Below are 21,613 nucleotides of genomic sequence, written 5' to 3'. Positions count from 1 at the left end.
CCTCCGGTAACGGGGGGATTTTTTTGGGCGAAGTTCTTTTGCCCGTTTTTCTGTTTGAATATCAGTTTTGGATGTGCGGTATTGCCTGCGGGTGACTGCGACAAAGTATTTCAATATTGCCGCTCTGTCGGTGATGCTCTTGTGATATAAGTTGTGTAGGTGCGGCAGATTGTCGCAGTCTGCCTTTAACGACTGCGGCGTATGGCATCCCATATAAAATAACCCATGGTGATGGCGCTGATGATGACGACGGCGGCGATCAGCATGGTCTCGGTCTCTTCACTTACCATGCCACCGACAAATATGTGTACGCAGTAGCCGAATATAAACAGTGAGGCTGCGCCGCTGATGCCATAGACAAGAAGTTCCTTCATGTGCGCATGATGGAGAGCGGGGTGATTGATGGCAAGTATGGCAAAGTGTCACTACACGATAGATTCAATCGTATATTTTCTTTACATCTTTTGAAACATTAATTATGATTTGCAATTAAATTAATATTCCCTAATATGTTGGGGAATTAAACGGAGGTGCTGTGATATGATAAACAGGTGTTCCAGGCTGATATCGTTGTCAATGCTGGCGGTTGGCTGGTTGGTGACGGCGGCGGTGGCTCACGCTGAGGTGCGTGAGATGAATATGACGATTGATGAGGTGTCACTGGCAGTCGCGCCGGATCTCAATTACAAGGTGTTTGCCTTTAATGGACAGGTGCCGGGGCCGCTGATTCATGCTAAAGAGGGTGATGATCTTGTGATTCATGTGACCAATAACACCTCGCTTGCACATACGATTCACTGGCATGGCGCTCATCAGACCAATTCGTGGCGTATGGATGGTGTGCCTGGTATTACCCAGGAGCCGATTAAACCCGGTGAAACATTTACCTACAAGATGAAGGCGGATCGTCCCGGCTCGCTCTGGTATCACTGTCATGTCAATGTGAATGAGCATGTGGGCGTACGCGGTATGTGGGGCCCTATGATTATTGACCCGGCCAATCCGACGCCACTTGAAAAGACGGTGACCAAAGAAGTGTTGATGATGATGTCGACATGGGAATCTGCCAATGCAGATAAATATGGTACCGGTTCCACTCCCTATGACGTAGAGGACTACTTCTCCGTCAATGGTCGCTCGTTTCCATATACCCAGCCCATTCGTCTGAAGACCGGTGATGTTGTGCGTGTGCGTTTCTATGGTGCCGGTGGTGCCATTCACTCCATGCATATCCATGGTCATGACTGGACTGTCACGCATAAAGACGGTCTGCCGCTGGCTGCGCCATATAAATCAGAGACCATTCTGTTTGGCCCGGGTGAGCGTTATGATGCCATCTATACGGCTGATCATAAGGAAGGTCGTTTTATTTTCCATGATCATGTGGACAAGCATGTGACTGCACGTGGCAAGTTCCCGGGTGGGCCGATTACCGTACAGGAATATGCCGGTACACCGATGGATGACTGGTATGTCTGGAAAGACAAGGATTATGATCCGGACTTCTTTTTCACTGAATCAATGAAGAAGGGTTATGGGTTGTTTGAGCAGCCGAAGCTCCGTGGTGTGAAGGTCGAGGCGCAGTCGCGCGGCCATCGTCACAACTAGGGAGTGGAGAGATGAAGCGATTTCTCCTGTCAATGGTGGCTGCAGTTGTTATCTCACCTGTGCTTGCGAGTGCAGGTGAGGATGGGCCGACCATCCTCGATACGCGTTGTGCCTACTGTCATAATCTAAAAGGGCCTGCGCCACAGACGATTCATGATCTGTGGAAGCGTGATGCGCCGGACCTGTTCTATGCCGGCAACAAGTTCCGTCGTGAATGGCTGGTAAGCTGGCTGCAGAAGCCGGTGCGTATCCGCCCTGCCGGTGTGAACTATCTGCGTACTATTAATTCCACGCCGCACCAGGAAGGCAAGGATGGCAAGAAGTATGATGTGCTCTGGGGTGCGGTGCTTAAGCCGCTTGTTCACGAGACTCTGACTGCGCCAGAAGCTGAGCTGGTTGCGGATAGCCTGATGAAGCTGCGCGCCGGTGATGAGCTGGTGTCCGGTATGATGGTGGATAAGTCAAAAACGGTGACGCTGGATCAGGGTGAGGTGTTGATTGATAAGGTGTATGGTTGTCAGTCATGTCATCAGATTGAACCCGGCTATGGTGGTTATACCGGTCCGGAGCTTTATACGGCCGGGCGCAGGCTGCAGCCGGAGTTCATGCTCTCTTATATCAAGCGTCCCAAGAACTGGGATCCGAAAATCTGGATGCCTAATGGCAATGTAAAACCGGAAGATCTGCAGAAGATTGTGAACTACCTGATTCTGCTGTCAAAGGAGAACTTCGATGAAGCCAGGTAAATTAATTTTGGCGTCAGCGTTGCTGGCGATGGCGTCAGTGCCTGCTGTGCAGGCGGAAGAGGCGTATCTCAACTACAAAAGCTACTGCATGCAGTGCCATGGCATGCATGGAAAGGGTGATGGTGTGAATGTGCCGGCAATGAATGTGCAGCCGCGTGATCACAGTGATAATAAATACATGATGACAAGGACCAATACGGATATATACAAGGCAATCAAGTTCGGTGGTCCGGCGGTGAATAAATCGGTCAAGATGCCTGCCTGGGGGGATACATTTACCGAGGAGGAGTTGCAGGAGATGGTCGGGCATATTCGAACACTCTGCTGCGAGAAAGAGTTGATTCGCGGTGTGAATTTTAAATAAACAGCGCGATCAATACTGTCAGTCCGGGGTCGCATGTAGCTTGAATGATACATGCGGCCCTTGTCGTTAAAGGCTGGTGGTCGGGCTGTCTGCTGTATTTTTATTCATCGGGAATGAATATTCTTGACATGGGTACAAGTGCAGATAGGTTGCCTTTGATTAAAGGGAATTCATGTTGAATTCATAAAGAGAGGAGGGCTGAATGAAAAGTATCTGGTTGACTATCGTAGCCGGCTTTACCACAGGCATGGGTAATGGCTCGGTGTTTACCGCCGCATTTCTGCTTGCCGTGGGCCGTGGTCCGTTTGGTGAAGCGGGCTTGTGGTTTATGGATCCATATGATCCGCGTACCTATCAGGGGACTGCAGACTGGATTATGTTTATCTTTGGAATTGCCTTCGTGTTGATTCTGGGTTATGCCCTGAAGCAGCATGCAATTATCGAAGGGTTACAGGAGGAGTAAGGATGAGTACGATTGCTTCAATTCTTGGTGTTGCACTCGCGTTTTCAAGTATGTGGTTTGCCTGGTATCTGCTGATGCCGGGTCAGCATGATGAAGATGCACACGATTAATTCTGTACATAATAATAGGGGGTCTGTAAAAGATGCTTAAGTATTTGTTTGCAAAAGAAAATGATATACCCCAGGGAACAGCTGCGCTGTTCTTCGGTATATCATCCATTGCCTGGTTCATCATCGGCACTGGTATTGGTTCGTTTAACGCGGCCAAGCTGGCGTTTCCTGATTGGTACCATGGTTTGTATGCACTTCAGTTCGGTCACATGCGTCAGGTGCACGTTCATGCAGTGATTTTCGGTTGGATTGGTATGGCGTTCGCTGCCTCCATGATGTATATCACCCCTGCGCTCGGTAACACCAAGCTGTGGAGTGAGAAGCTCGGCGTCTGGAACTGCATGCTTTATAACGTAGGCCTCTGCCTGGCTCTGGCTCTGCTGTGGTCCGGCGTTACCTCCGGTCGTGAGTATTCTGACCACATCTGGCCAATCGACCTGTACATCGCATTCGTCATGGTTGTGCCTTGGTCTCTGAACGTCTGGATGACCATCATCAACCGTCGTACCCAGGGTATCTACACCACCAACTGGTTCTTCGCCGGCTGCATGTTCATGACCATCATCGTGTTCCTGGTTGGTAACCTGCCTGAGTGGTTCCACCTGACCGGTCTGAATGAAGCATACATGACCTGGTGGTTCGCGCATAACATCCTGGGTCTGCTGATTACTCCGGTTGCTGCTGCAATTACCTACTACATCGTTCCGAAGATTACCGGTAACCCGCTCTATTCTCACCGCGTGGGTCACCTGCACTTCTGGTCCATCGTAGTGTTCTACTCAACCCCTGCTGCCCATCACCTGATGAGCTCTCCGCTGCCAGAGTGGCTGAAGTCATTCGCATCCGTGGAAGGCGTGTTGATTCTGGTTCCTGCAGTTGCTTACGTATGTAACATTCTGCTGACCATGCAGGGCAAGTGGTCCCTGTTTGTTTCCAACATCGAGATCAAGTTCACCATCACCGGCGTATTGCTTGCAATTCCGCTGAACATGCAGGGCGGCTTCCAGCAGACCCGTGCGATCAACTGGTATATTCATGGTACCGGCTGGATCGTGGCGCATGCTCATCTGGCACTGCTTGGCTTCTCGACCTTCGCTGAGGCTGCTTCCGTGTACTACGGCATGCAGGTTCTGCTGCGTCGTAAGCTCTACTCTGCCTCACTGGCGAACTTCCACTTCTGGATGCTGCTGATCGGCTTCTCCCTCTACTGGACCTCTATGACCATCTCCGGTCTGATCCAGGGCGCTGCCAAGATCTACGAAGTACCATACGTTGACGTGGTCATCGCTGAGCATCCATACATGATCGTTCGTTGGCTCGGCGGTACGATGGTGTTCTTCGGTAACATCATCTGGCTGTACAACATGGTAATGACTGCACGTGCAGGTGTTGCAATTCCTGCAGGTCGTCAGCCGGTTGAAGTGGCTTACACTCGCTAAAAAAATATTCAGGGCCGGTTCCGGCCGGCCCTGATACATTTTGAACAAAAAAAAGGGAGGAATATCCGTGGCTTTTAGAGAATATAAAATCGGCTGCTTTATGTTTGGTTTTGCATTGAGCTTCTCGATGTTTGTAACCATATTTTTGCCAGGTCTCGACATCTCTGGCATGTCATCAACCAAGCTGGCGCTTGAGAAGCAGCTGACCTACGGCTGGGAGACCGGGTTCAACTACTATGACCCGTTTCTGCAGGGTAAGGACAAGCCGATCAAGGTTGTGCTGAGCAAGGACCCAAGAACAGGTGCAGCAATCGACAAGACTGATGCATATGTGTTCCCTGCAGGTACCCACTTTCCTGACGGTCTGACCCACGACAATATCCTGGGTGAGAAGGTTCAGGCAGTTTCCAGCAGCAAGGGTCGTATCGGTGAAGCGACTGAGGAAGCTGGTGGTGTGTTCCTGGTTCGCGTTGATGCAGACGACACTCCATACATCGAGTTCGCAACTGCAACACGTGGCTGGACTGCTGATGCTGTGCTGAAGGCTGCTGATGAGCAGTTCCTGGCTGGCTCCGGCAAGACCATGTTCGTACGTGAGGGATGCTGGTGGTGCCACACCCTGCTGCCTGAGGAGACCCAGGATTGGCAGACCTTCGGCCGTCCGCCGCTGGTTGGTGACTTCAATGGTGAATCCCCAACGACTTTCGGTTCTGACCGTAAGGCTCCGGATCTGCTGCATGTTGGCGCACGTAACTCTTCACGCGAGTGGATGACGATGCACTTCTTCAACCCGCGTCTTGTACAGCCGCACTCCATTATGCCTCGTTATGACTACCTGTGGGGCAGCAAGGATGCAGAGGGCAACAACATTGACCTCGCTGCATGGGATAAAGAGTACATGGCATATGCAGATGGTTCCGAGGTTTATCCACCAGAGGTTCCTACACCTGCATCCGACAGTGAAGCACGCATGCTTATCGACTTCGTGCTGAATCTGAAATAAGGGAGGATAATTAATATGGCATGGACATTTTCACGCCCGCTGCATTCGCTATCAACAGCTGATCAGAACAAGGATGCTCAGCACGTATGGGAGCACGAGAGCCTCGGTGGTATCGCGGAGAACAACAATCCGCTGCCGCGCCCGGTAATCGGTCTTCTGCTGCTGACCTACTTCACTGCGATGGCAATTACCTTCCCGCTGTATGGTCAGCGTCCAAGCGCTGCGATTTATGCGGACTATGTTGCACTGATGAACTCCACCATGGTGCAGGAAGTGATGAACGACAAGTCCATTACCCACGATGAAGCAAATCATCGTGCAATGGCCATGATCGAAGATTCTCTTGCTCACTTTGATTCTCCATACACCTTCCAGCGTGCACAGCACCCGATCGATCTCGATCAGCTGCGCGTAGTCGCTCCACAGATTGTTGAACTGCAGCATGCAGGCGTCGATCTGGAAGAGTACACCGTGATTGGTGCTGAAGTGGTCAAGGCTAACTTCTTCAACATTCAGCCAGATGGCACGATCGTTGCGAAGCAGCCTTGGTGGGACAAGGGTTACACCATTGCAGTTTGGTGGTTCATCATCTTCTGTATCGCTGTAATCATCACTGTTAAACGTCTGCCGCACTTCTCATGGCGCCCAGACCACACCATCGCGCATTAAGGAGATTAGAGTATGATTAATATGGATAATCCGCAGTTCGCAGGTGCACTTGTTATTGCGATTGCATTGCTGGTGCCGGTGATTTACGGTCTGTTTGTTGATAAGCATAAGAAGGGTACACCTGATCCACGTAAGAACACGTTCTGAGTGGTTCAATTGCAGTAAAGAAACGCCGTCCGCAAGGGCGGCGTTTTTCTTTTTGGCAAAGTGTGGTGTTGTTGTGCGTATGCTGTAACATGCGCCAAGCTTATTGATGGAGTAACTATGCAAAAAATGGCCCGGACATTTCTGCTTGCATATACCCTGCTGTTGTCATCACCAGTGTTTGCTGAAGATGGAACAGGGCAATCTTTTGATCTTGGTATCGAAAGCATGCGTAGTCAGGGGTACAGTGTCGGTATCTTTATCTTCATGATGGTCGCGATTGCTGTTTTTCTTGGCATTATCGTTGCCTATGCCCGTACAACCAAAGGGGCGGGTCTCAAAACCGGAGAAAAGGTGCTGCTGGGCATGATTGTGCTTGGGGTGATTGCTGCGATCGCCTTTGCAGCATTGCAATTGCTTGACGGATTTTTGTTCTGAATGAACAATCCGCTATCCATCTGGAGGTATTAAATGTTTGGAATTGAACTACAGGATGGCTGGACCATCTATATCTGGCTGATCAGTGGCGCTGCCATTCTGGTGGGTGTTGTTTTCGGTATTCGCTGGGCAGCTAATAACGAACAGTTTGATGAAGATATCAAATACCTCGTATTTGATGAGAATGATAAAGATAAAATGAGTGCGGAAGAGTTCGCCAAATATCAGGATGTAAACACCAGGCAGGAAGCCCGTCGTAAAGAGCTTCAGGATGCACGTGAGGCTGCAGCCAGGGATCAGAACTTCTAATGTTGAAAAAAATTCCGTGGATGGCTGTAGTCAATACGGCCATTCTGTTACTTGCCGGTGTATTTATCGTTGCAGTGGTGCAGTCCATGATTCATCCGGGTAAACCGGATGAGAGCGAGAAAGGGCTGCCGTATTATACCACGGCTGATGCCGCACTCGTCCGTTCCGGTACGGAGCTATACAAGCAGTTGCAGTGCAGAAGCTGTCACAAGATATGGGCTGTGAAAAATATGTATGACACAGTGCCTGCTCCCAGTCTTGATGGCATTGGTTCACTGCGCACCGAAGAGTGGCTCTACAACTATTTCTCCAGTGAAAATCCCCAGTCGATTTTGCCAAGTCGACTTAAAGAGAAGTACCGCATGCCATCCTACGCAAAACTGTCAGAGGATGATCGCCGCTTGCTGGCGGCCTACTTCGCCAGCCTGAAAGTCCGTGGCTGGTATCTTGATCAGACGCGTGAGGCTGAGCAGAAAAAACTGATGGGTAACTGATGAAGCAGCCAGATGAGAAGGTAGATGTAAACAATCCGGAAGCAGCGATGGACGTGATGCGCCCGCAGTGGGGCTCCCCTCTGTTGAGAGGGGTCACAGGCTTCGCCATCGGTGGTGCGATGATGCAGACCGGTCTTGATCTGCTCGATGTCCATCTGGACTGGTTTTCGGGTATTGCCACCTTTAATGCCAGCTGGATTCTGGCGATGACCCTGCTTCCTGTCACAACAGGGATTGTGATCGGTATGGTGTATGGTTATGGCGGTAAATATCTTGCCCATTTCCCGCCGGCCGCTGTGCTGTTGATCAGTTATTACCAGAGTCTTCACACACAGTTGCCTGAAGGTACTCACTTGCTTCCAATCGGCTTGTGGGTGGTCTTTATCATCTTGCAGATGGAGTTTTGTGCTGTGGGCGGATTTCTGGGTGAAATTTTCGTGCGCAGAAGGACCGGCTGGTTTCATCGATACGGGCCTGCGCCGGATGCCGTACCGTTGCCTGATGATCAGGCTGATTCGCAGCAAAGTGCTGCCGCTTCTGATCGAACCAGTGTATGAAACGCTCGCCCATTACTCCGGCTCAGCGTCGCCGACGTAAGAGCATGCTGATGGCGACCCTGATCACCTGCATTGCTGCAGCCATGATCGGAGGTTCGCTGCATGTGATGGAGCTTGGCTCCATGCGTCTGAACGAGATGCAGGCCAAGGCCAGTTATGATGCCGCCGACATGCAGCAGCACATCAGAGCTGCCGGTGAGGAGTTGCATCGTCAGGATTCACACGAGAAGAGAGGCGGTAATACCTCCGGTTACTCGGTCGAGGAAGCACAGGCACTGTTGTCCGATGAGCAATGGCGTGATCTTGCCTGGATGATCACGGTTCCTGCCGGTGTATTTACCATGGGTAGTGATGATCCGCGTACGAACGATGAGAACAGGCCTGCACATCAGGTGCGCATGCCGGCCTACAAGATCGACAAGTATCTGGTGACACAGGCTGAGTACGCCCGATTTGTTGCGGCCAAGAAATATCGTCCGCCACTGGAATGGACTGACGGCCATATTGCCGCCGGCATGGCGATGCATCCAGTGACCATGATTTCATGGTATAACGCCCGTGACTATTGCGCCTGGGTAGGAAAGCGGTTGCCGACCGAGGCTGAATGGGAAAAGGCCGCCCGTGGCACTGACGGGCGTCGCTGGCCATGGGGCAATGAGATGAATCCTGATAATCTCAATACCTATTACAAGGTGCGCCATACCACGCCGGTTAACCAGTATCCTCAGGGTGCCAGTGTATATGGTGTAATGGATATGGCCGGCAATGTGCAGCAGTGGGTGGCCGATCAGTTTGCCCCGTATCCGGGTACCGGAGCCAGGCAGGAAGTGTTTGAGCCGAAGGCGCTCGATCCGAACTATCAGCGCGGCAGTGATGAGCAGGAAGAGCTTATTTATCGCGTGATGCGCGGTGGTTCATGGAAGAGCGACCCGATCTCTACAACCAGTTACCACAGAAACTATGCACTTCCCAACTATGCATCGGACTTTTTCGGTTTCCGGTGCGCAATGGATGTTGAACCGGCTAAGGAGAAATAAACATGTATCTGATTTGGCGTAGTATGCTGGCTATTGTGGCGGTCTTTGCGCCGGCCAGTGCATGGGCTGTGGACAGTTATCGATTCCTGCATGTCACGATTGATACGCCATGGTTCATTTTTATATTTCTTTTCTTTCTGGTTTTTGCCCCGATGATCCTGTCTGCCATTTTGCACTGGCGTCAGGCATTGCGCGGTGATGAGAAAGATGAAGAGGGCAAGGACCATGTCTAAACTGATGCAGGCGCTGTTTGTATGTTTTGCCATGATGCTGCTGCCGTCGGTGTCATGCGCAGCCACTGCAGGTACTCAGGCGCAGACTGAAACCACGGCTGAAGCCGTGATGCAGCAGTTTAATGACGATGATGAAGTCAGCCCGCAGCGGAAAATTGATACACAGCGCAAGCATCAGATTCTCTTTATGATGGGTATTGCCTTGCTGGTGCTGTTGCTGACCACTGGTATTCTCGGTATTTCAATGGTGTTTTTTGACAAGGATGTCTTTCTCGCCCATATGATTTTTGCCGGACTCAGTCTGACGCTTGCAGCCGCGCATGCGGCTACATCCATCGCCTGGTTCTGGCCATACTGACCTCACTCGCGACAGCACTCCGTTTGTTAATCGCGTAGACCTGTTGCGGCCATGAACATGCGTGTCCCTGCCCTGTTGTTGCTGATGCTTTACGGTGCAACAGGTATCACAGCACTTGCTTATGAAGTGTTGTGGACCCGCATGCTGTCGCTGATGTTCGGCATCAGTATTTTCGGTGTCGTCTTTACCGTGGCGGCATTTATGGCCGGACTCGGCATAGGCAGCTTTCTTCTTACTGCACACACACTCCGCTTGCAACCGGCTCGTGCGCTGGTTTTTCTGGCCATGCTTGAGGGGGCGGTTGCGATTTATGCCTTGCTGTTGCCGTGGGTGATGCCAGCGGTGGATGCCGGGCTGCTGCAGCTTGGCCATGGACTGGCGCTCTCGGGCTGGCAGGGACTGCAGGGGGGCGGGGTGATGCTGCTGCTGTTTCCGCCTGCCATTGCCATGGGGCTGGCATTTCCTCTCGCCCTGAGGGCGGCATCGGCTCTGAATATCTCGCTTGCCTCCATGTATGGTGTGAACGCCCTGGGTGGGGCTATCGGCGCCATCTTACCGCTTGCGCTGTTGCCTGTTTTTGGCTGGCAGATATCCCTGTGGGTCGTTGCATCGATCGGTGTGGCTGTTGCCGCTGGTGGCTGGCTACTCTCCCGCAGACTTATCAATCGGGCCGAGCCGGATGTGGTCGCGGAGTCGTCGGTGACTCGCCCTGCATGGGTTGATCTGCTGGCCTATGCGGGTATCGGGGCCGCAGCACTGATGCTCGAGGTGCTCTGGACCCGTGAATATGGCATGGTGCTGTTGCGTACGGAATATATTCTGGCTGTGTTGCTACTGGTTTATCTTGCCGGAATTGGTATCGGGAGTTTATTGGCTCGCAGGGCGGATGTCCGGCGTTGGCTTAATGTCATGCCCGTGGCTGCGGCTGCAGCTGCAGTGGTGGCGCAATATGCACTGCCACACGTGAGTCAGTGGGCGGCCGACCATGCATTTGGTTCATTGGCAGGGGCAATGGTTGCCCAGGGCGGGGTGGTCGCGCTGCTCACCCTGCCGGTCACCCTGATGCTCGGGGCATGGCTGCCTCTGTTGGCCAGTCATTTCGCAGACCGGCAGATGAATGCCGGCGGCTGGTGGTATGGTGCCAACAGCGTGGGGGCGGCAGCAGGAGCACTGCTGGCCGGTTTTGTGCTGTTGCCGTGGCTTGGTACAGCGATGTCCATCTGTGCTGCCGCGCTGTTGCTGATGCTTTGTGGTATGCGCTGGGCGTCAGGTCGCCGCATCTGGCTGGCGCTGCCACTGCTGCTTGTGCTCTGCTGGCCTGTGCGTCAGTTGCCGGCAGTCGCGGCCTTGCTGCCGGCATTGTCCGGCTCGACTGATCTCTCTGTTTATGAGGACGCTGTATCTCTGACCCATGTGGTTGAGCAGGCAAACGGGCAACGGGTGCTGTTATCAGATCTGCAGCGTATGGATGCCTCCAGCGACCCGACAGCTGTGACGGTGCAGAAAAATCAGGCCCGACTGCCGCTGCTGCTGCATCCTGATCCGCGCTCAGTGCTGTTTCTCGGTTTGGGTACAGGGGTGACGGCGTCCGGATCTCTTCCCTTTGCCGGATTGCAGCGTACGGCCGTCGAGCTTTCTGCCGGCGCGATTTTGGCCGCAGATCACTGGTTTGAGCCTGTGAATGGCGGGGTCGCCACTGAAATGCGGATCGTTCATGATGATGCCCGTCGATTTTTACGTACCGATAATCATCAGTATGATGTGATTGTCGGTGATCTGTTTCATCCGGATATGGTCGGGCGTGCCAACCTGCTTTCGATACAGGAGTTTCAGCGGGCGAGGCAGCGGCTGAATGATGGCGGGGTGTTTGTTCAGTGGCTGGCACTCAATCAATTCGATATCGATTCACTCAAGGTGGTGATGCATACATTTGCAGCGGTGTTTGAGCATGCCTCACTGTTTGTCGATGGTTATCGTATTGCGCTGGTTGGCTTTAACGGTCCATTCCCGGCCGTCCCTGCATTGCTGGCTCGATATCAGCAACTGGATGTTGCACAACAGTCTGAGCAGACAGGGCATGAGGGGTTGTGGAGCTGGCTTGGTCGTTATTGGGGTGAGATTCCCTCGATTTCAGGCCGGGTGCAGGATGAATGGGTGCCGGTCATCGAGTTCAGTTTGCCAAAGGTTCGTTACGGTCAGGGTATCGATATGGTGGCCATGTGGCGCTGGCTGTTGTCGTGGCGGGCCGAAGATCGTCAGGCATTTGATCGCCTTGGCGTGCCGGCTGCAGAGGGTGAGCTGCTGAAGCGGGCGCGTGTCGCAACCGCACTTGATGTCCGCTTGTGGATGGCCGAGCTTGAGGGGGATGAGCGACGGGTGGTTGAAATGGCCCGGCTTGCCCATCGGGCGAATGCGGATGATCGCTGGCCAGCCTTTGCACTGGCTGATCGCATGTATGACAGTCTGGAGCGGGCGACCTCTTCAGGCATGAGTCGGCGCCAGGCACTTGAACGCATACTTGCCATGCGCCCTGATCATGAACAGGCCATGCGTGCCATGATGCTGCTTGATGAGCAGCAGGGTGATGCGGTTGCCGCAGAGGTGTGGCATCGTCGCTTGCAGGCGATAAGTCCGCTGGCTAAATATATCAGTAAACGATAATATTGGCCGATGTCTGCAAATGATGCTCTGAAAAAAATACCTGTCCGACAGGAGCATGTGCCGGGCGCAACGGTTCTGCACCCGGCGAGAAGGGCGGTTCAGTACCTGACGCTGTTGATACTGGTGGCGATTCCGCTGAGCGGTCTGTTCCGGATTGATCCTCAGGCCGGTGGTGTGATTCTGCTGGACCGCCAGGTCTGGTTTTCCGATATTTTTATTATCATGGGCTTCTGGGTCTTTGTTGCCAGCCTGCTGATCATGATGTACTCGCTGGTCGGCTCGGTATTTTGTGGCTGGATGTGTCCGCAGAATACCGTATCCGAGTATGCCAATATGCTGACGGAGAAATTGCTCGGTCGTCGTGCCCAGATGATGGATCTGAGCGGCAAGCGCATGCAGGTGGCCAGTCGGAAAAAGTCCTGGTGGAATTATGTGGTGCTGGCAATCGGGCTGTTGATTCCGGCCATGTTCTTTGCCCTGATCCCGTTGCTCTATTTCTATGAGCCATCGGCAATCTGGTCGTTGATTACCTTTTCGGAAGATGAGCGGCTGGCCGGCTCGCTGCACTGGATTTACTTTGTCTGTGTCGCTGTGTTCATGCTCGATATTGCGGTGATTCGTCACCTGATGTGCAAGTACATGTGCATTTATCGAGTGTGGCAACACTCATTTAAAACCAAAGAAACACTGCATATCAAGTATGATGAAACGCGCAGTGATCATTGCGCCACCTGTCATTACTGTGTCGACTCATGTTTTCTGGAGATTGATCCGCGGCAGACCGAGGTGTTCGACTCCTGCGTGAATTGTGGTGAGTGTGTGACCGCCTGTGATGAGCTGCATGCAAAGAGCAAGAAACTGGCCGGTCCCGGTTTGTTGAGTTTTGCGATTGGTGAACGGGATAAAGTGAAAGGACGCAGCTCGGGGAAGATGGGCTCTGTTGCCTCATTTTTTGCCCGTGCCCGTGTCTCTTCCCTGGCGACAGTTGCCGGAGCCGTGTTCTTTGTCATCGGCATTGTCGGTTATCAGAGCGATGAGTTCTCTGTATATCGCAGCGAGGCCTGGCAGGGAGCGAAAGTGCTCGATTATCGTATCAATATTGCGCACAAGCTGTACCATCCGACAGATATCACCTTGCGTATAGAAGGTCTTGAACCCGCCCATTATCAGTTGCAGGCTTCGACCATTCATTTTGATACTGCCGGCCGCAAGGATGTTGAGCTCCATATTGATGAGGCGCTGCCAAAAGGGCTTTATCGTTTCCGTGTGTATGCCAGCGGGGATCATGGCTGGTCAGCCGTATTTGATGTGACGCATTTTGCACCGGGGGCTTGAGATGACGAAGATAATCGATGAACAGTCACCAATGGAAGAGACTAAAGTTGAGTGGGGGGAGACACCTGCTGATCATTACGGTTACGCTTCCGATGAGGAGCGCCTGAACAAGCGGGGGATGGATGACTGGGAGATGGTGGAGCATATTCCCGAGTCCCAGCGACGGGTCCCGAAATGGTTCTATGCCGTGATTGCCGGCGTGCTGATGGTTGCATTCGGCTTGTCGCTGCCATTCTGGGGTGATCGCCCGGATCATGCCCGCCCCTGGTTTACCATCGGACATCTGTATGCGGTGTTATACTTTATCGTCGCCTTTGCATTTATCTTTTTTATGGTCAACCTGTATGGTTCGGACCGGGGAGGGCGCCTGGATTCCGACCCTGAACATGATGATATCGATATGCCAGGTCATGGTGGAGGAGAGAAGTGAAGCTATTCCTGTTGACGCTGTTTTCTGCAGCGGTGCTTCTCTCTGCCTGTGATGTGCCGTCCCAGCTGATTAACTATCCGGAAATGGGATCAGCCCGTTTTAAAAATTATTATGCCCAGTGCTCTGCCTGTCATGCACCGCCTCGTCCTACCGCACATAAGGCATCGGAGTGGCCGAGTGTGATTGCCCGTATGCAGGAGCACCGGATTGAAAATCGGATGCTGCCTATGGCCGCGCCGGAGATGATCGCGGTACGTGACTATCTGATGCAGCATGCTGCCAAGCCGGGTAATTAAGGTGTATCGTGCTCTTCTGGCAGGATTGGTGCTGTTGCTGGTTTCCTGCTCTGCAGATGAAACAGCCTGGTCTCCGCAGCCACAGCCCTGGGAGGATCTCACCATCCGGGTGGAGACGCGTCCTGTTCAGCCACGCCTGGGTATGAATGAATTTTTGTTGATTGCCAATCATCAGCAGAGGGGATTTATTAATAATTTGCTGGTCGAGGTTCGCACTACAGAATCGGATTGGAAGCAAGCCATGCCTGATGGCGCCCTTGGTGTCTTTCGTCGTGCGCTCCCCGTCGCAGATTTGCAGCACGATCAGCTCTTTGTGCGGCTGACACGTGATGGACGGCATGGGGAAATGACGTTCCCGTTATCAGTTTCCGGTCAATAATGTTTCGCGCACTGCTGCTTGTGTTATTGCTGTTGCCATCGATGGCATTTGCCGGCGATGCGGCGCGTGGCAAGGTGGTGGCTTCTGTGCGCTGCCTTCCCTGTCATCATATCGATACATTATCCCGCAGTATCGGCCCCGGTTTGTTGGGGGTGTATGGCCGGGCCCCCTCGATTAGCGGTGTGCCCTTTGATGTCTGGGATGCGGCGGCCCTGGATGCCTGGATCGCCAGTCCCCGTTCGGTGAAGCCCAATACCCGCATGGCGCTGCCGCCAATTGCGGACCGTGACCGTGCAGATATTATTGCTTACTTCAAGTCGCAGACGGACGCTGTCGGGCCTGTTAAAGGGGTGGTGGATAAGTAGTTGCGGGTTTGCGACCGCAGTGTGATTCGGCTCAGTCTTTCCTCTGTTTTGCCAGTCGCTGTGCCAGTTTCGGGCTGTTGACCCAGTGTCTGAGCAGCATGATCTGGGTGCCTCCGCGATGTTCCTGACAGCGAGGGCAGGTCAGGTAGCTTAAGAAAAGGTCTTTGGGCATTTTCCCTTCATCAAATAGTGCTGACTGCATTTCACGGATGGCGGTTTTTATTTCGCTGATGTTTCCCTTGAACAGACGGGTGCGTACCATAAACGGATTTTTCAGGCGGTAGGTTTTTCGGGCAGGCGAGTTGTCTTCGCTTAACAGTGCGAGAATCCTGCCTTTAAACATGGCGGATTGGGTGAGTACAAAGCCCGGCCACTGTTCATTCAGTTCAAGTTTCTCGATATCGTGGTGCTGCCGGTCGAGACAGGCTTCAAAACCGATCGGCATATGGAAGAACATCGGGGCTGACTGTTCATGTACAAGTGTGGCACCAAGATCGATGTCCTGATTATTCCACTTGGGAAATTCCGACGGGCAACCGCATTCGAGGCGCATAATCGTAAGCCTCTGATCAGCTCTTTTTATAAATGTCTTTCAGGGTCATCATGACATTGGCCAGATAAACCCAGAAACCGACAGCCAGTACAGAGGCTGCAATGGAGATGACCGGACCATAGAAACGGTGCACGGCAGGTACCTGTGCCGGGTCAGTGAGCCAGAGGTTGCCCTCAATAAAGCCGAAGATCAGCAGAGAGATATAAAAGGAGCTGACTCCGATGCTGGTCCACCAGAAAGAGTGCTCGGCAAGCTTGTGTGAATGAATCGGTTTGCCGGTGATTTTAGGCAACATATAATATGTTACTGCCATGCCGAGAATGGTGACGCCGCCGACAAGGTTGATATGGGCGTGGGCCAGCGGGTCGATCATATGGCCCGGTCCGCCATACGGGCTGCCGATAGAATCCAGCCATGCGCGTACGGAAGGGATCACCTGAAGCAGGCCGTGTACCGTACCGATGAAGAAGGATACCACGGACATGATCAGGAATTTAACGAGATAAAGGTGTTCATTAGCAGTTGAATTTGACATGGAAGCGGAGACTAGCGGCGCATGGTTGGGTTGCAAGAAGGCAGCAGGAGATCTTCGGGAGCAGGGAAGTTGTCATTTGCCGGTGGTAGTGCTTTCCCTTCGATCTGTTAGCTCATAGTCTGTTGCCATGACAATGTCCGTATTACTTGTACTCATCAGCTTTGCAGTCATGGCTACGGCCCTTGTTTTGCGCAGAAACAGATCATTGCATATTCCATTGATGGGATCAGTGATGATATTTGATCTGCTGTTTCCCATCTGGTTATACCTTACCCATGACTGGATTAAGCGACTGATTGATCATGGTGAGTTACTCTCATTTCTAATCTGGGCGCATCTGTTTCTGGTGCTGACGCTGTATGCACTGTATGTATTGCAGATGCAGGCCGGCCGTCAGTTGCTGGCTGGTGACTCGGAGGCCCGCCCCGGTCATGCGGTTCAGAGTCGTGGAATCGTCATTGTGCGCCTGTTTGTTTTTATGACCGGAGCGCTGTTGATAGCGCCTGATTAAACGCCGTGTTAAAAAAGTTTAACTTTGATGCTTGCCTTTTTTTTTTCGGCATGCAGGATGCCATTTTTATTGAATCTTAGGGAGGTCTGAGAATGCTCGCACACTTTATTGAAGCGTCGGTAAATTTCCAGAATAGTGATGTTTATATGATGTATGGCATCATATTCGTTTCGCTGGCTGCACTTTGTCTGGTTACCTATATTTCCGATTGCAATAAATACGAAGACAAATAAAAGTCATCACACAGGAGGGATTTGCATGAAACGTATGATAAGCACCATGGGCGCGTTTGCCCTGCTGGCGTGGTTCGCGGCACCAACCGCGGCCTCTGCAGAAGAGACAATCGGCAATGTGGATAACGGACGCCTGATTTTCCAGAATGGTAAAGGCGACAATGTCCCTGCATGCCAGGGTTGCCATGGTATCGATGGTAACGGTAACGATGAGGTAGGTTCACCGCGTCTTTCCTACCAGGTTGATACCTATATCCTCAAGCAGCTGACCGACTTCTCGGAAGGCAAGCGCACCGACTTCACCATGTATCAGATGAATGATATCGCCAAGGCTCTGACCGAGCAGGAGCGTAAGGATGTGGCTGCCTATGTTCACACACTTAAGTCTCCATATATCGGTTCAAATCTCGACCAGCTGCGTCGTGATGGTGCAACCGTTGGTAATCCGCATGATGGCAAGATGATTGCCGAGTATGGTGCTCCTGATCATGGTATCCCTGCGTGCAAGAGCTGCCATGGCTACCATGGCCGTTCAGCCGGTCGTATGTATCCGGCGATCGGTGGTCAGAACTATGTATACCTGAAGAGCCAGCTTGAGGCATTCCGCAACGGCGCCAACACCTCTGAGGCTGATATCGCTGCAGGTAACCGTGAAGACAACGCTCGCGTAAATGACTACATGGCTCAGATGCGCAATGTTGCCAAGAACATGAGTGATGAAGATATTGCCAATGTGGCTGCCTTCCTGACTCTGGCCAAGCCAAACTCACCAGGTAACCCACGTACTCCAAGTCATCAGTAATTACTGTATGACTGCTTGGACGGGAGGCTTCGGCCTCCCGTTTTTTTTTGCCCGGTTAAAGCTGAGGAAGCGCTGATTCATTCGGCGCTTCCGCGGGCGAGCCATGGACGGACGCCACAATCCGGCAGGATAGCCGGATTGGACTGTTTTGCCGCCGCCAGGTGAGCTGCAGGATGCAGCGAATCAAATCAGGCGCGTAAGTGTTTGCTTTGTAAGTAAATGAAGAGCTGCGCTATTGCCATTGTGAACTGATTTTTGCCAGGTGGGGCTTACCAGTGGTCCTTGTGCAGGCGAAGGTCTGCGAAAACGGTCATGGCCTCAGCTGCAATGTTCCTCGCAGCGGCGTAGCTGGCTGTAAACTGTTCATCAAGTGGTCGCAGGAAAGGGTTGGTCGCCTTCTCTTCTGCGAGCATTGACGGAATCGTCGGTTGTGAGTGGGTCCGTTTGATTTGATCCTGCTCTTTGCGTCGCCGCAGGGCCGGATTGTCCGGATCAACCGCAAGCGCAAATTCCAGATTGGCCAGTGTGTATTCATGGGCACAATAGATTCGTGTGCGATCATCCAGCATTGCGATTTTGTTCAGGCTATGCCACATCTCTGCAGGTGTGCCCTCGAACAGGCGCCCGCAACCGGCACCGAAAAGTGTATCGCCACAAAAGAGTGCATCATCAAGCAGAAGAGCGATATGCCCTCGGGTGTGACCGCGTACATCCATAACGCGGGCAATTAATCCGGGCAGTTGTGGCGGTTCATGCTCGCCGGTCAGAATGTCAATGTCAGGGATGCGTGCTGCATCATGGCTTGCCCCGATAATTACGCAGCCGAAATGCTGCTTCAGTGCATGGTTCCCGTCGGTATGATCCCAGTGGTGGTGGGTGTTGAAAATGTGGGTGAGCGGCTTGCCGAGGTGATTGCAGGCCTGTTTGACGCAGCTTGCATCGGCAGGGTCAATCGCAATGAGAAGGTCGGACGATTTTGCTTCAACCAGGTAGATGTAGTTGTCTTTCAGGGCAGGCAACTGGTGGACGATGAAATTACTGTGACTGTATGAGAACATGTGGGTAGTTTAGGGAGATGCTGATTTATTGTCATGCTGGCAAAAATCAGTTCGTAAATGCAAAGGAGTGTGGTTTGGCTCTTGCTTGCAGGCAGAGCGCCGGGTGCTCTGCTTGACGGGGTCTCCATGGCCCGCAGGAGGGCTGAATTGATGAGTATCTCATCATGAGTAGCTGATTTCCGGCTGCTGGAAGGTTGCGCTTGATCATGCTGCAATGCTGTGGCTGATGCTTTGCTTTGGAGGGGTGTATGTCTCATGGTTCAACAAAGGCTGTATTAACGGCACTGGGCGGGAATGTCCTGGTGACAGCAGCCAAATTTTTCGGATTTTTTGTTTCTGGCTCGAGCGCGTTGCTGGCTGAGGCGGTTCATTCGCTGGCGGATACTGCAAATCAGGGGTTGCTATATCTGGGATTGCGCCGTTCTGTGCGTAAAGCGGATGAGGAACATCATTTTGGCTACGGGCAGGAGCGTTATTTCTGGAATCTTGTTTCAGCAGTCACCATATTTTTTCTCGGCTGTGTATATACCGTGATGCACGCTGTTCATGAGATGAGTATGGACAGTCAGCCCGAGTTATCATGGATTCCGTTCATGATTATCGGAGTGGCTTTTCTTGCCGAGGGCTACTCGTTTCAGGTGGCTATGAGTGAGTTCCGCTTGCAGGCAGCCGAGGCGGAAAAATCATTGCGTACCTATTTTACTGAAACACGTGATCCGACGACACTGGCTGTATTGATTGAGGATTCGGTGGCTGTGCTGGGTCTGTTTGTGGCATTGATCGGTATGGGGTTGTCGGCATGGACGGGTTCGGCTCTGTTTGACGGTATTGCGGCCATCTGTATCGGTTTGTTGATGGGGGGGCTTGCGGTATTTCTGGCATCGATGAACCGGAAGTACCTGCTTAATCGATCAGACGATGAGGTGAATGCCATCGCTCTGGATGCATGGGGCAGGGATAGCCGGGTTCAGGAGGTGCAGCGTATCAACAGTATTGTGCTTTCACCGGATGATACGTTGCTGATGGCGGAAGTGGAATTAAGGGAGGAGGCGATTTTTGCTGATATGAGCGATGCTGAAGTGGCACAGGCCATACGCTTTATGCATAAGCTTGGTGTGATCCGTCGTTCGCTTGAGGATGAGGTGAGCCGGGCGGCTCCCGAAGCCAGACATATTTTTATCGAATTTGCCACGCCGCAGGATAAACCGGACAAAGCTTAGGGTAGCACTTGCCGGCGCTTTCTTCTAAGCTTGCATTTCCAATTTATAAATTCAAAGGAGAGTTACATGAGTGTACTGGTTGGTAAGCAGGCCCCTGATTTTACAGCAGCAGCCGTAATGGCGGATGGTTCTATCAATGAATCATTTTCGCTGTCTGATTATGAAGGCAAGTATGTTGTGCTGTTTTTCTATCCGCTGGATTTTACCTTTGTATGCCCGTCCGAGCTGATTGCTTTTGACCATCGTATCAAGGAATTCGAAGCCCGTGGCGTGCAGGTGATCGGATGCTCTGTAGACTCACAGTTCAGTCACGTTGCATGGCGCAATACGCCTGTGAATGCAGGTGGTATTGGTGCTGTTGCCTATCCGCTGGTTGCCGACCTTTCCAAGACGATTGCAGCTGATTATGACGTGCTGATTAACAACGCAACGATTGAGGATGAAGATGGTGATGAATACCACCTGTTGGGCGGTACTGTGGCACTGCGCGGTTCCTTCCTGATCGACAAGGAGGGTGTGGTTCAGCATCAGGTGGTAAACAACCTGCCTTTGGGACGCAATATTGATGAGATGCTGCGTACCATCGATGCGCTGCAGTTTGCTGAAGAGCATGGTGAAGTATGTCCTGCCGGCTGGAACAAGGGTGACAAGGGCATGGTTCCAAGTGCTGAAGGTGTGGCTTCCTACCTGGCTGAAGAGGCCGATAAGCTTTAATTTTCGCAAGTTTTTGCGGTTAGTGGAAAGCGGTCCGAAAGGGCCGCTTTTTATTTGTTCGAAATTGCCATTGCCATCTGGCTTTTGCATGTTTATCTTACGCCACCCGAGACGGGCCCTTGCTCAGGGGCGGCGGGTTAAAGTAGTACGGAAGGGTGGCAGAGCGGTTGAATGCACCGGTCTTGAAAACCGGCGATGGGTAATTCCATCCGTGGGTTCAAATCCCACCCCTTCCGCCATTTTTAAATAGCGATAGCGAAACTGGAGAGATGGCTGAGTGGCCGAAAGCGCGCCCCTGCTAAGGGTGTATAGGCTTAAAACCTATCGAGGGTTCGAATCCCTCTCTCTCCGCCACTTCGTTTGCTGACAATCGGTTTAAATCATCTGCCTATTTAATAATCTGGAAAGAGAGAGGGTGAGAATCCTCGACTCGGGTTCGGCACCATTGCAGGAGCAATGGTGAACATCACGGATGTGATGGCCCCGCAGGGGTGGAGGGCAGGAGCCCGACATAATCCCTCTCTCTCCGCCACTTCGTTTGCTGACAAT

At 52.3% G+C, this 21,613-nt stretch carries 29 protein-coding genes, 2 tRNA genes and 1 other RNA gene; 28 read left to right on the top strand and 4 right to left on the bottom strand.

Features of this window, described 5'->3' with window-relative positions; all coding sequences use genetic code 11:
* Positions 1–185: 185 nt before the first annotated feature.
* Entirely contained in the window at positions 186–374 is a 189-nt protein-coding gene (locus tag FEF65_RS09865; RefSeq protein ID WP_138239648.1) for a hypothetical protein, read from the bottom strand.
* Positions 375–540: 166 nt separating this feature from the next.
* Between FEF65_RS09865 and FEF65_RS09860 the strand changes: the two genes are divergently transcribed.
* The 21 genes from FEF65_RS09860 to FEF65_RS09765 all read left to right on the top strand — a co-directional run bounded on the left by FEF65_RS09860 (position 541) and on the right by FEF65_RS09765 (position 15,438).
* Positions 541–1,608, top strand: coding sequence for a multicopper oxidase domain-containing protein (locus FEF65_RS09860; protein ID WP_138239647.1), 1,068 nt, complete (start codon positions 541–543; stop codon positions 1,606–1,608).
* 11 nt (positions 1,609–1,619) lie between these two features.
* Positions 1,620–2,354, top strand: coding sequence for a c-type cytochrome (locus FEF65_RS09855; RefSeq protein ID WP_138239646.1), 735 nt, complete (start codon positions 1,620–1,622; stop codon positions 2,352–2,354).
* A complete protein-coding gene (locus tag FEF65_RS09850; protein ID WP_138239645.1) occupies positions 2,341–2,718 on the top strand; it encodes a c-type cytochrome in 378 nt (125 codons plus the stop codon). The genes FEF65_RS09855 and FEF65_RS09850 overlap by 14 nt, the downstream gene beginning before the upstream one ends.
* A gap of 202 nt (positions 2,719–2,920) precedes the next feature.
* On the top strand, positions 2,921–3,181 hold the full coding sequence (locus FEF65_RS09845) for a hypothetical protein (RefSeq protein WP_138239644.1): 261 nt from the start codon (positions 2,921–2,923) through the stop codon (positions 3,179–3,181).
* Between the two features lie 142 nt (positions 3,182–3,323).
* Complete coding sequence (locus tag FEF65_RS09840) at positions 3,324–4,730, top strand: cbb3-type cytochrome c oxidase subunit I (protein WP_138239643.1); 1,407 nt, start codon at positions 3,324–3,326, stop codon at positions 4,728–4,730.
* Between the two features lie 67 nt (positions 4,731–4,797).
* On the top strand, positions 4,798–5,733 hold the full coding sequence (locus FEF65_RS09835; RefSeq protein ID WP_138239642.1) for a cbb3-type cytochrome c oxidase subunit II: 936 nt from the start codon (positions 4,798–4,800) through the stop codon (positions 5,731–5,733).
* 15 nt (positions 5,734–5,748) lie between these two features.
* Positions 5,749–6,402, top strand: coding sequence for a hypothetical protein (locus tag FEF65_RS09830; protein WP_138239641.1), 654 nt, complete (start codon positions 5,749–5,751; stop codon positions 6,400–6,402).
* A gap of 12 nt (positions 6,403–6,414) precedes the next feature.
* Complete coding sequence (locus FEF65_RS13740) at positions 6,415–6,549, top strand: hypothetical protein (protein WP_274595096.1); 135 nt, start codon at positions 6,415–6,417, stop codon at positions 6,547–6,549.
* A gap of 117 nt (positions 6,550–6,666) precedes the next feature.
* Positions 6,667–6,984 carry a hypothetical protein gene (locus FEF65_RS09825; protein WP_238701331.1) on the top strand — a complete coding sequence of 106 codons (318 nt, stop codon included), beginning with the start codon at positions 6,667–6,669 and terminating at the stop codon, positions 6,982–6,984.
* A 33-nt stretch (positions 6,985–7,017) separates the two neighbouring features.
* Positions 7,018–7,293 carry a hypothetical protein gene (locus FEF65_RS09820; RefSeq protein WP_138239640.1) on the top strand — a complete coding sequence of 92 codons (276 nt, stop codon included), beginning with the start codon at positions 7,018–7,020 and terminating at the stop codon, positions 7,291–7,293.
* On the top strand, positions 7,293–7,787 hold the full coding sequence (locus tag FEF65_RS09815; RefSeq protein WP_138239639.1) for a c-type cytochrome: 495 nt from the start codon (positions 7,293–7,295) through the stop codon (positions 7,785–7,787). The genes FEF65_RS09820 and FEF65_RS09815 overlap by 1 nt, the downstream gene beginning before the upstream one ends.
* The gene (locus FEF65_RS09810; protein ID WP_138239638.1) at positions 7,787–8,344 is read left to right on the top strand and encodes a hypothetical protein; all 558 of its coding nucleotides are present in this window, start codon (positions 7,787–7,789) and stop codon (positions 8,342–8,344) included. The genes FEF65_RS09815 and FEF65_RS09810 overlap by 1 nt, the downstream gene beginning before the upstream one ends.
* Entirely contained in the window at positions 8,341–9,381 is a 1,041-nt protein-coding gene (locus tag FEF65_RS09805; RefSeq protein WP_138239637.1) for a formylglycine-generating enzyme family protein, read from the top strand. Before FEF65_RS09810 ends, FEF65_RS09805 begins: the two co-directional genes overlap by 4 nt.
* A gap of 2 nt (positions 9,382–9,383) precedes the next feature.
* Complete coding sequence (locus FEF65_RS09800; protein ID WP_138239636.1) at positions 9,384–9,614, top strand: hypothetical protein; 231 nt, start codon at positions 9,384–9,386, stop codon at positions 9,612–9,614.
* Positions 9,607–9,972 (top strand): hypothetical protein, encoded by a 366-nt coding sequence (locus tag FEF65_RS09795; RefSeq protein WP_202978264.1) that lies wholly within the window; start codon positions 9,607–9,609, stop codon positions 9,970–9,972. Before FEF65_RS09800 ends, FEF65_RS09795 begins: the two co-directional genes overlap by 8 nt.
* A gap of 51 nt (positions 9,973–10,023) precedes the next feature.
* The gene (locus FEF65_RS09790; protein ID WP_138239635.1) at positions 10,024–12,633 is read left to right on the top strand and encodes a fused MFS/spermidine synthase; all 2,610 of its coding nucleotides are present in this window, start codon (positions 10,024–10,026) and stop codon (positions 12,631–12,633) included.
* 9 nt (positions 12,634–12,642) lie between these two features.
* Positions 12,643–13,968 (top strand): 4Fe-4S binding protein, encoded by a 1,326-nt coding sequence (locus FEF65_RS09785; protein WP_138239634.1) that lies wholly within the window; start codon positions 12,643–12,645, stop codon positions 13,966–13,968.
* Position 13,969: 1 nt separating this feature from the next.
* The gene (locus FEF65_RS09780; RefSeq protein WP_138239633.1) at positions 13,970–14,398 is read left to right on the top strand and encodes a hypothetical protein; all 429 of its coding nucleotides are present in this window, start codon (positions 13,970–13,972) and stop codon (positions 14,396–14,398) included.
* Positions 14,395–14,694, top strand: a complete 300-nt coding sequence (locus FEF65_RS09775) for a hypothetical protein (RefSeq protein ID WP_238701330.1) — start codon at positions 14,395–14,397, stop codon at positions 14,692–14,694. The genes FEF65_RS09780 and FEF65_RS09775 overlap by 4 nt, the downstream gene beginning before the upstream one ends.
* 28 nt (positions 14,695–14,722) lie before the next feature.
* Positions 14,723–15,073 carry a hypothetical protein gene (locus FEF65_RS09770; protein ID WP_238701329.1) on the top strand — a complete coding sequence of 117 codons (351 nt, stop codon included), beginning with the start codon at positions 14,723–14,725 and terminating at the stop codon, positions 15,071–15,073.
* Positions 15,073–15,438, top strand: a complete 366-nt coding sequence (locus FEF65_RS09765) for a c-type cytochrome (RefSeq protein ID WP_138239631.1) — start codon at positions 15,073–15,075, stop codon at positions 15,436–15,438. Before FEF65_RS09770 ends, FEF65_RS09765 begins: the two co-directional genes overlap by 1 nt.
* Positions 15,439–15,469: 31 nt before the next feature.
* On the opposite strand, the gene FEF65_RS09760 is transcribed toward FEF65_RS09765, so the two are convergent.
* Positions 15,470–15,991 (bottom strand): hydrolase, encoded by a 522-nt coding sequence (locus tag FEF65_RS09760; RefSeq protein WP_138239630.1) that lies wholly within the window; start codon positions 15,989–15,991, stop codon positions 15,470–15,472.
* A gap of 16 nt (positions 15,992–16,007) precedes the next feature.
* Complete coding sequence (locus FEF65_RS09755; protein ID WP_238701328.1) at positions 16,008–16,475, bottom strand: cbb3-type cytochrome c oxidase subunit I; 468 nt, start codon at positions 16,473–16,475, stop codon at positions 16,008–16,010.
* A 271-nt stretch (positions 16,476–16,746) separates the two neighbouring features.
* Here FEF65_RS09755 and FEF65_RS09750 point away from each other — a divergent pair, with 271 nt between their 5' ends.
* Positions 16,747–17,037, top strand: a complete 291-nt coding sequence (locus tag FEF65_RS09750) for a hypothetical protein (protein ID WP_238701327.1) — start codon at positions 16,747–16,749, stop codon at positions 17,035–17,037.
* Positions 17,038–17,295: 258 nt separating this feature from the next.
* Positions 17,296–18,072: a c-type cytochrome gene (locus tag FEF65_RS09745; RefSeq protein WP_138239627.1), complete on the top strand. Its 777-nt coding sequence runs from the start codon at positions 17,296–17,298 to the stop codon at positions 18,070–18,072.
* A gap of 269 nt (positions 18,073–18,341) precedes the next feature.
* On the opposite strand, the gene gloB is transcribed toward FEF65_RS09745, so the two are convergent.
* On the bottom strand, positions 18,342–19,130 hold the full coding sequence (gene gloB, locus FEF65_RS09740; protein WP_138239626.1) for a hydroxyacylglutathione hydrolase: 789 nt from the start codon (positions 19,128–19,130) through the stop codon (positions 18,342–18,344).
* Between the two features lie 248 nt (positions 19,131–19,378).
* Here gloB and FEF65_RS09735 point away from each other — a divergent pair, with 248 nt between their 5' ends.
* From FEF65_RS09735 to FEF65_RS09715, 5 genes are all read left to right on the top strand, one after another.
* Entirely contained in the window at positions 19,379–20,350 is a 972-nt protein-coding gene (locus FEF65_RS09735) for a cation diffusion facilitator family transporter (RefSeq protein WP_138239625.1), read from the top strand.
* Positions 20,351–20,416: 66 nt separating this feature from the next.
* On the top strand, positions 20,417–21,064 hold the full coding sequence (locus tag FEF65_RS09730) for a peroxiredoxin (RefSeq protein ID WP_138239624.1): 648 nt from the start codon (positions 20,417–20,419) through the stop codon (positions 21,062–21,064).
* 149 nt (positions 21,065–21,213) lie between these two features.
* Positions 21,214–21,303 (top strand) — tRNA-Ser (locus tag FEF65_RS09725).
* Between the two features lie 24 nt (positions 21,304–21,327).
* Positions 21,328–21,418: transfer RNA gene (locus tag FEF65_RS09720), tRNA-Ser, on the top strand.
* A 41-nt stretch (positions 21,419–21,459) separates the two neighbouring features.
* Positions 21,460–21,596: non-coding RNA, RtT sRNA (locus tag FEF65_RS09715), on the top strand.
* Positions 21,597–21,613 lie beyond the last annotated feature (17 nt).

The organism is Mariprofundus erugo (assembly GCF_005818865.1).
Lineage (GTDB): Bacteria > Pseudomonadota > Zetaproteobacteria > Mariprofundales > Mariprofundaceae > Mariprofundus > Mariprofundus erugo.
The sequence above is the reverse complement of the archived record's forward strand: the minus strand, read 5'-3'. Positions and strand labels throughout refer to the sequence as shown.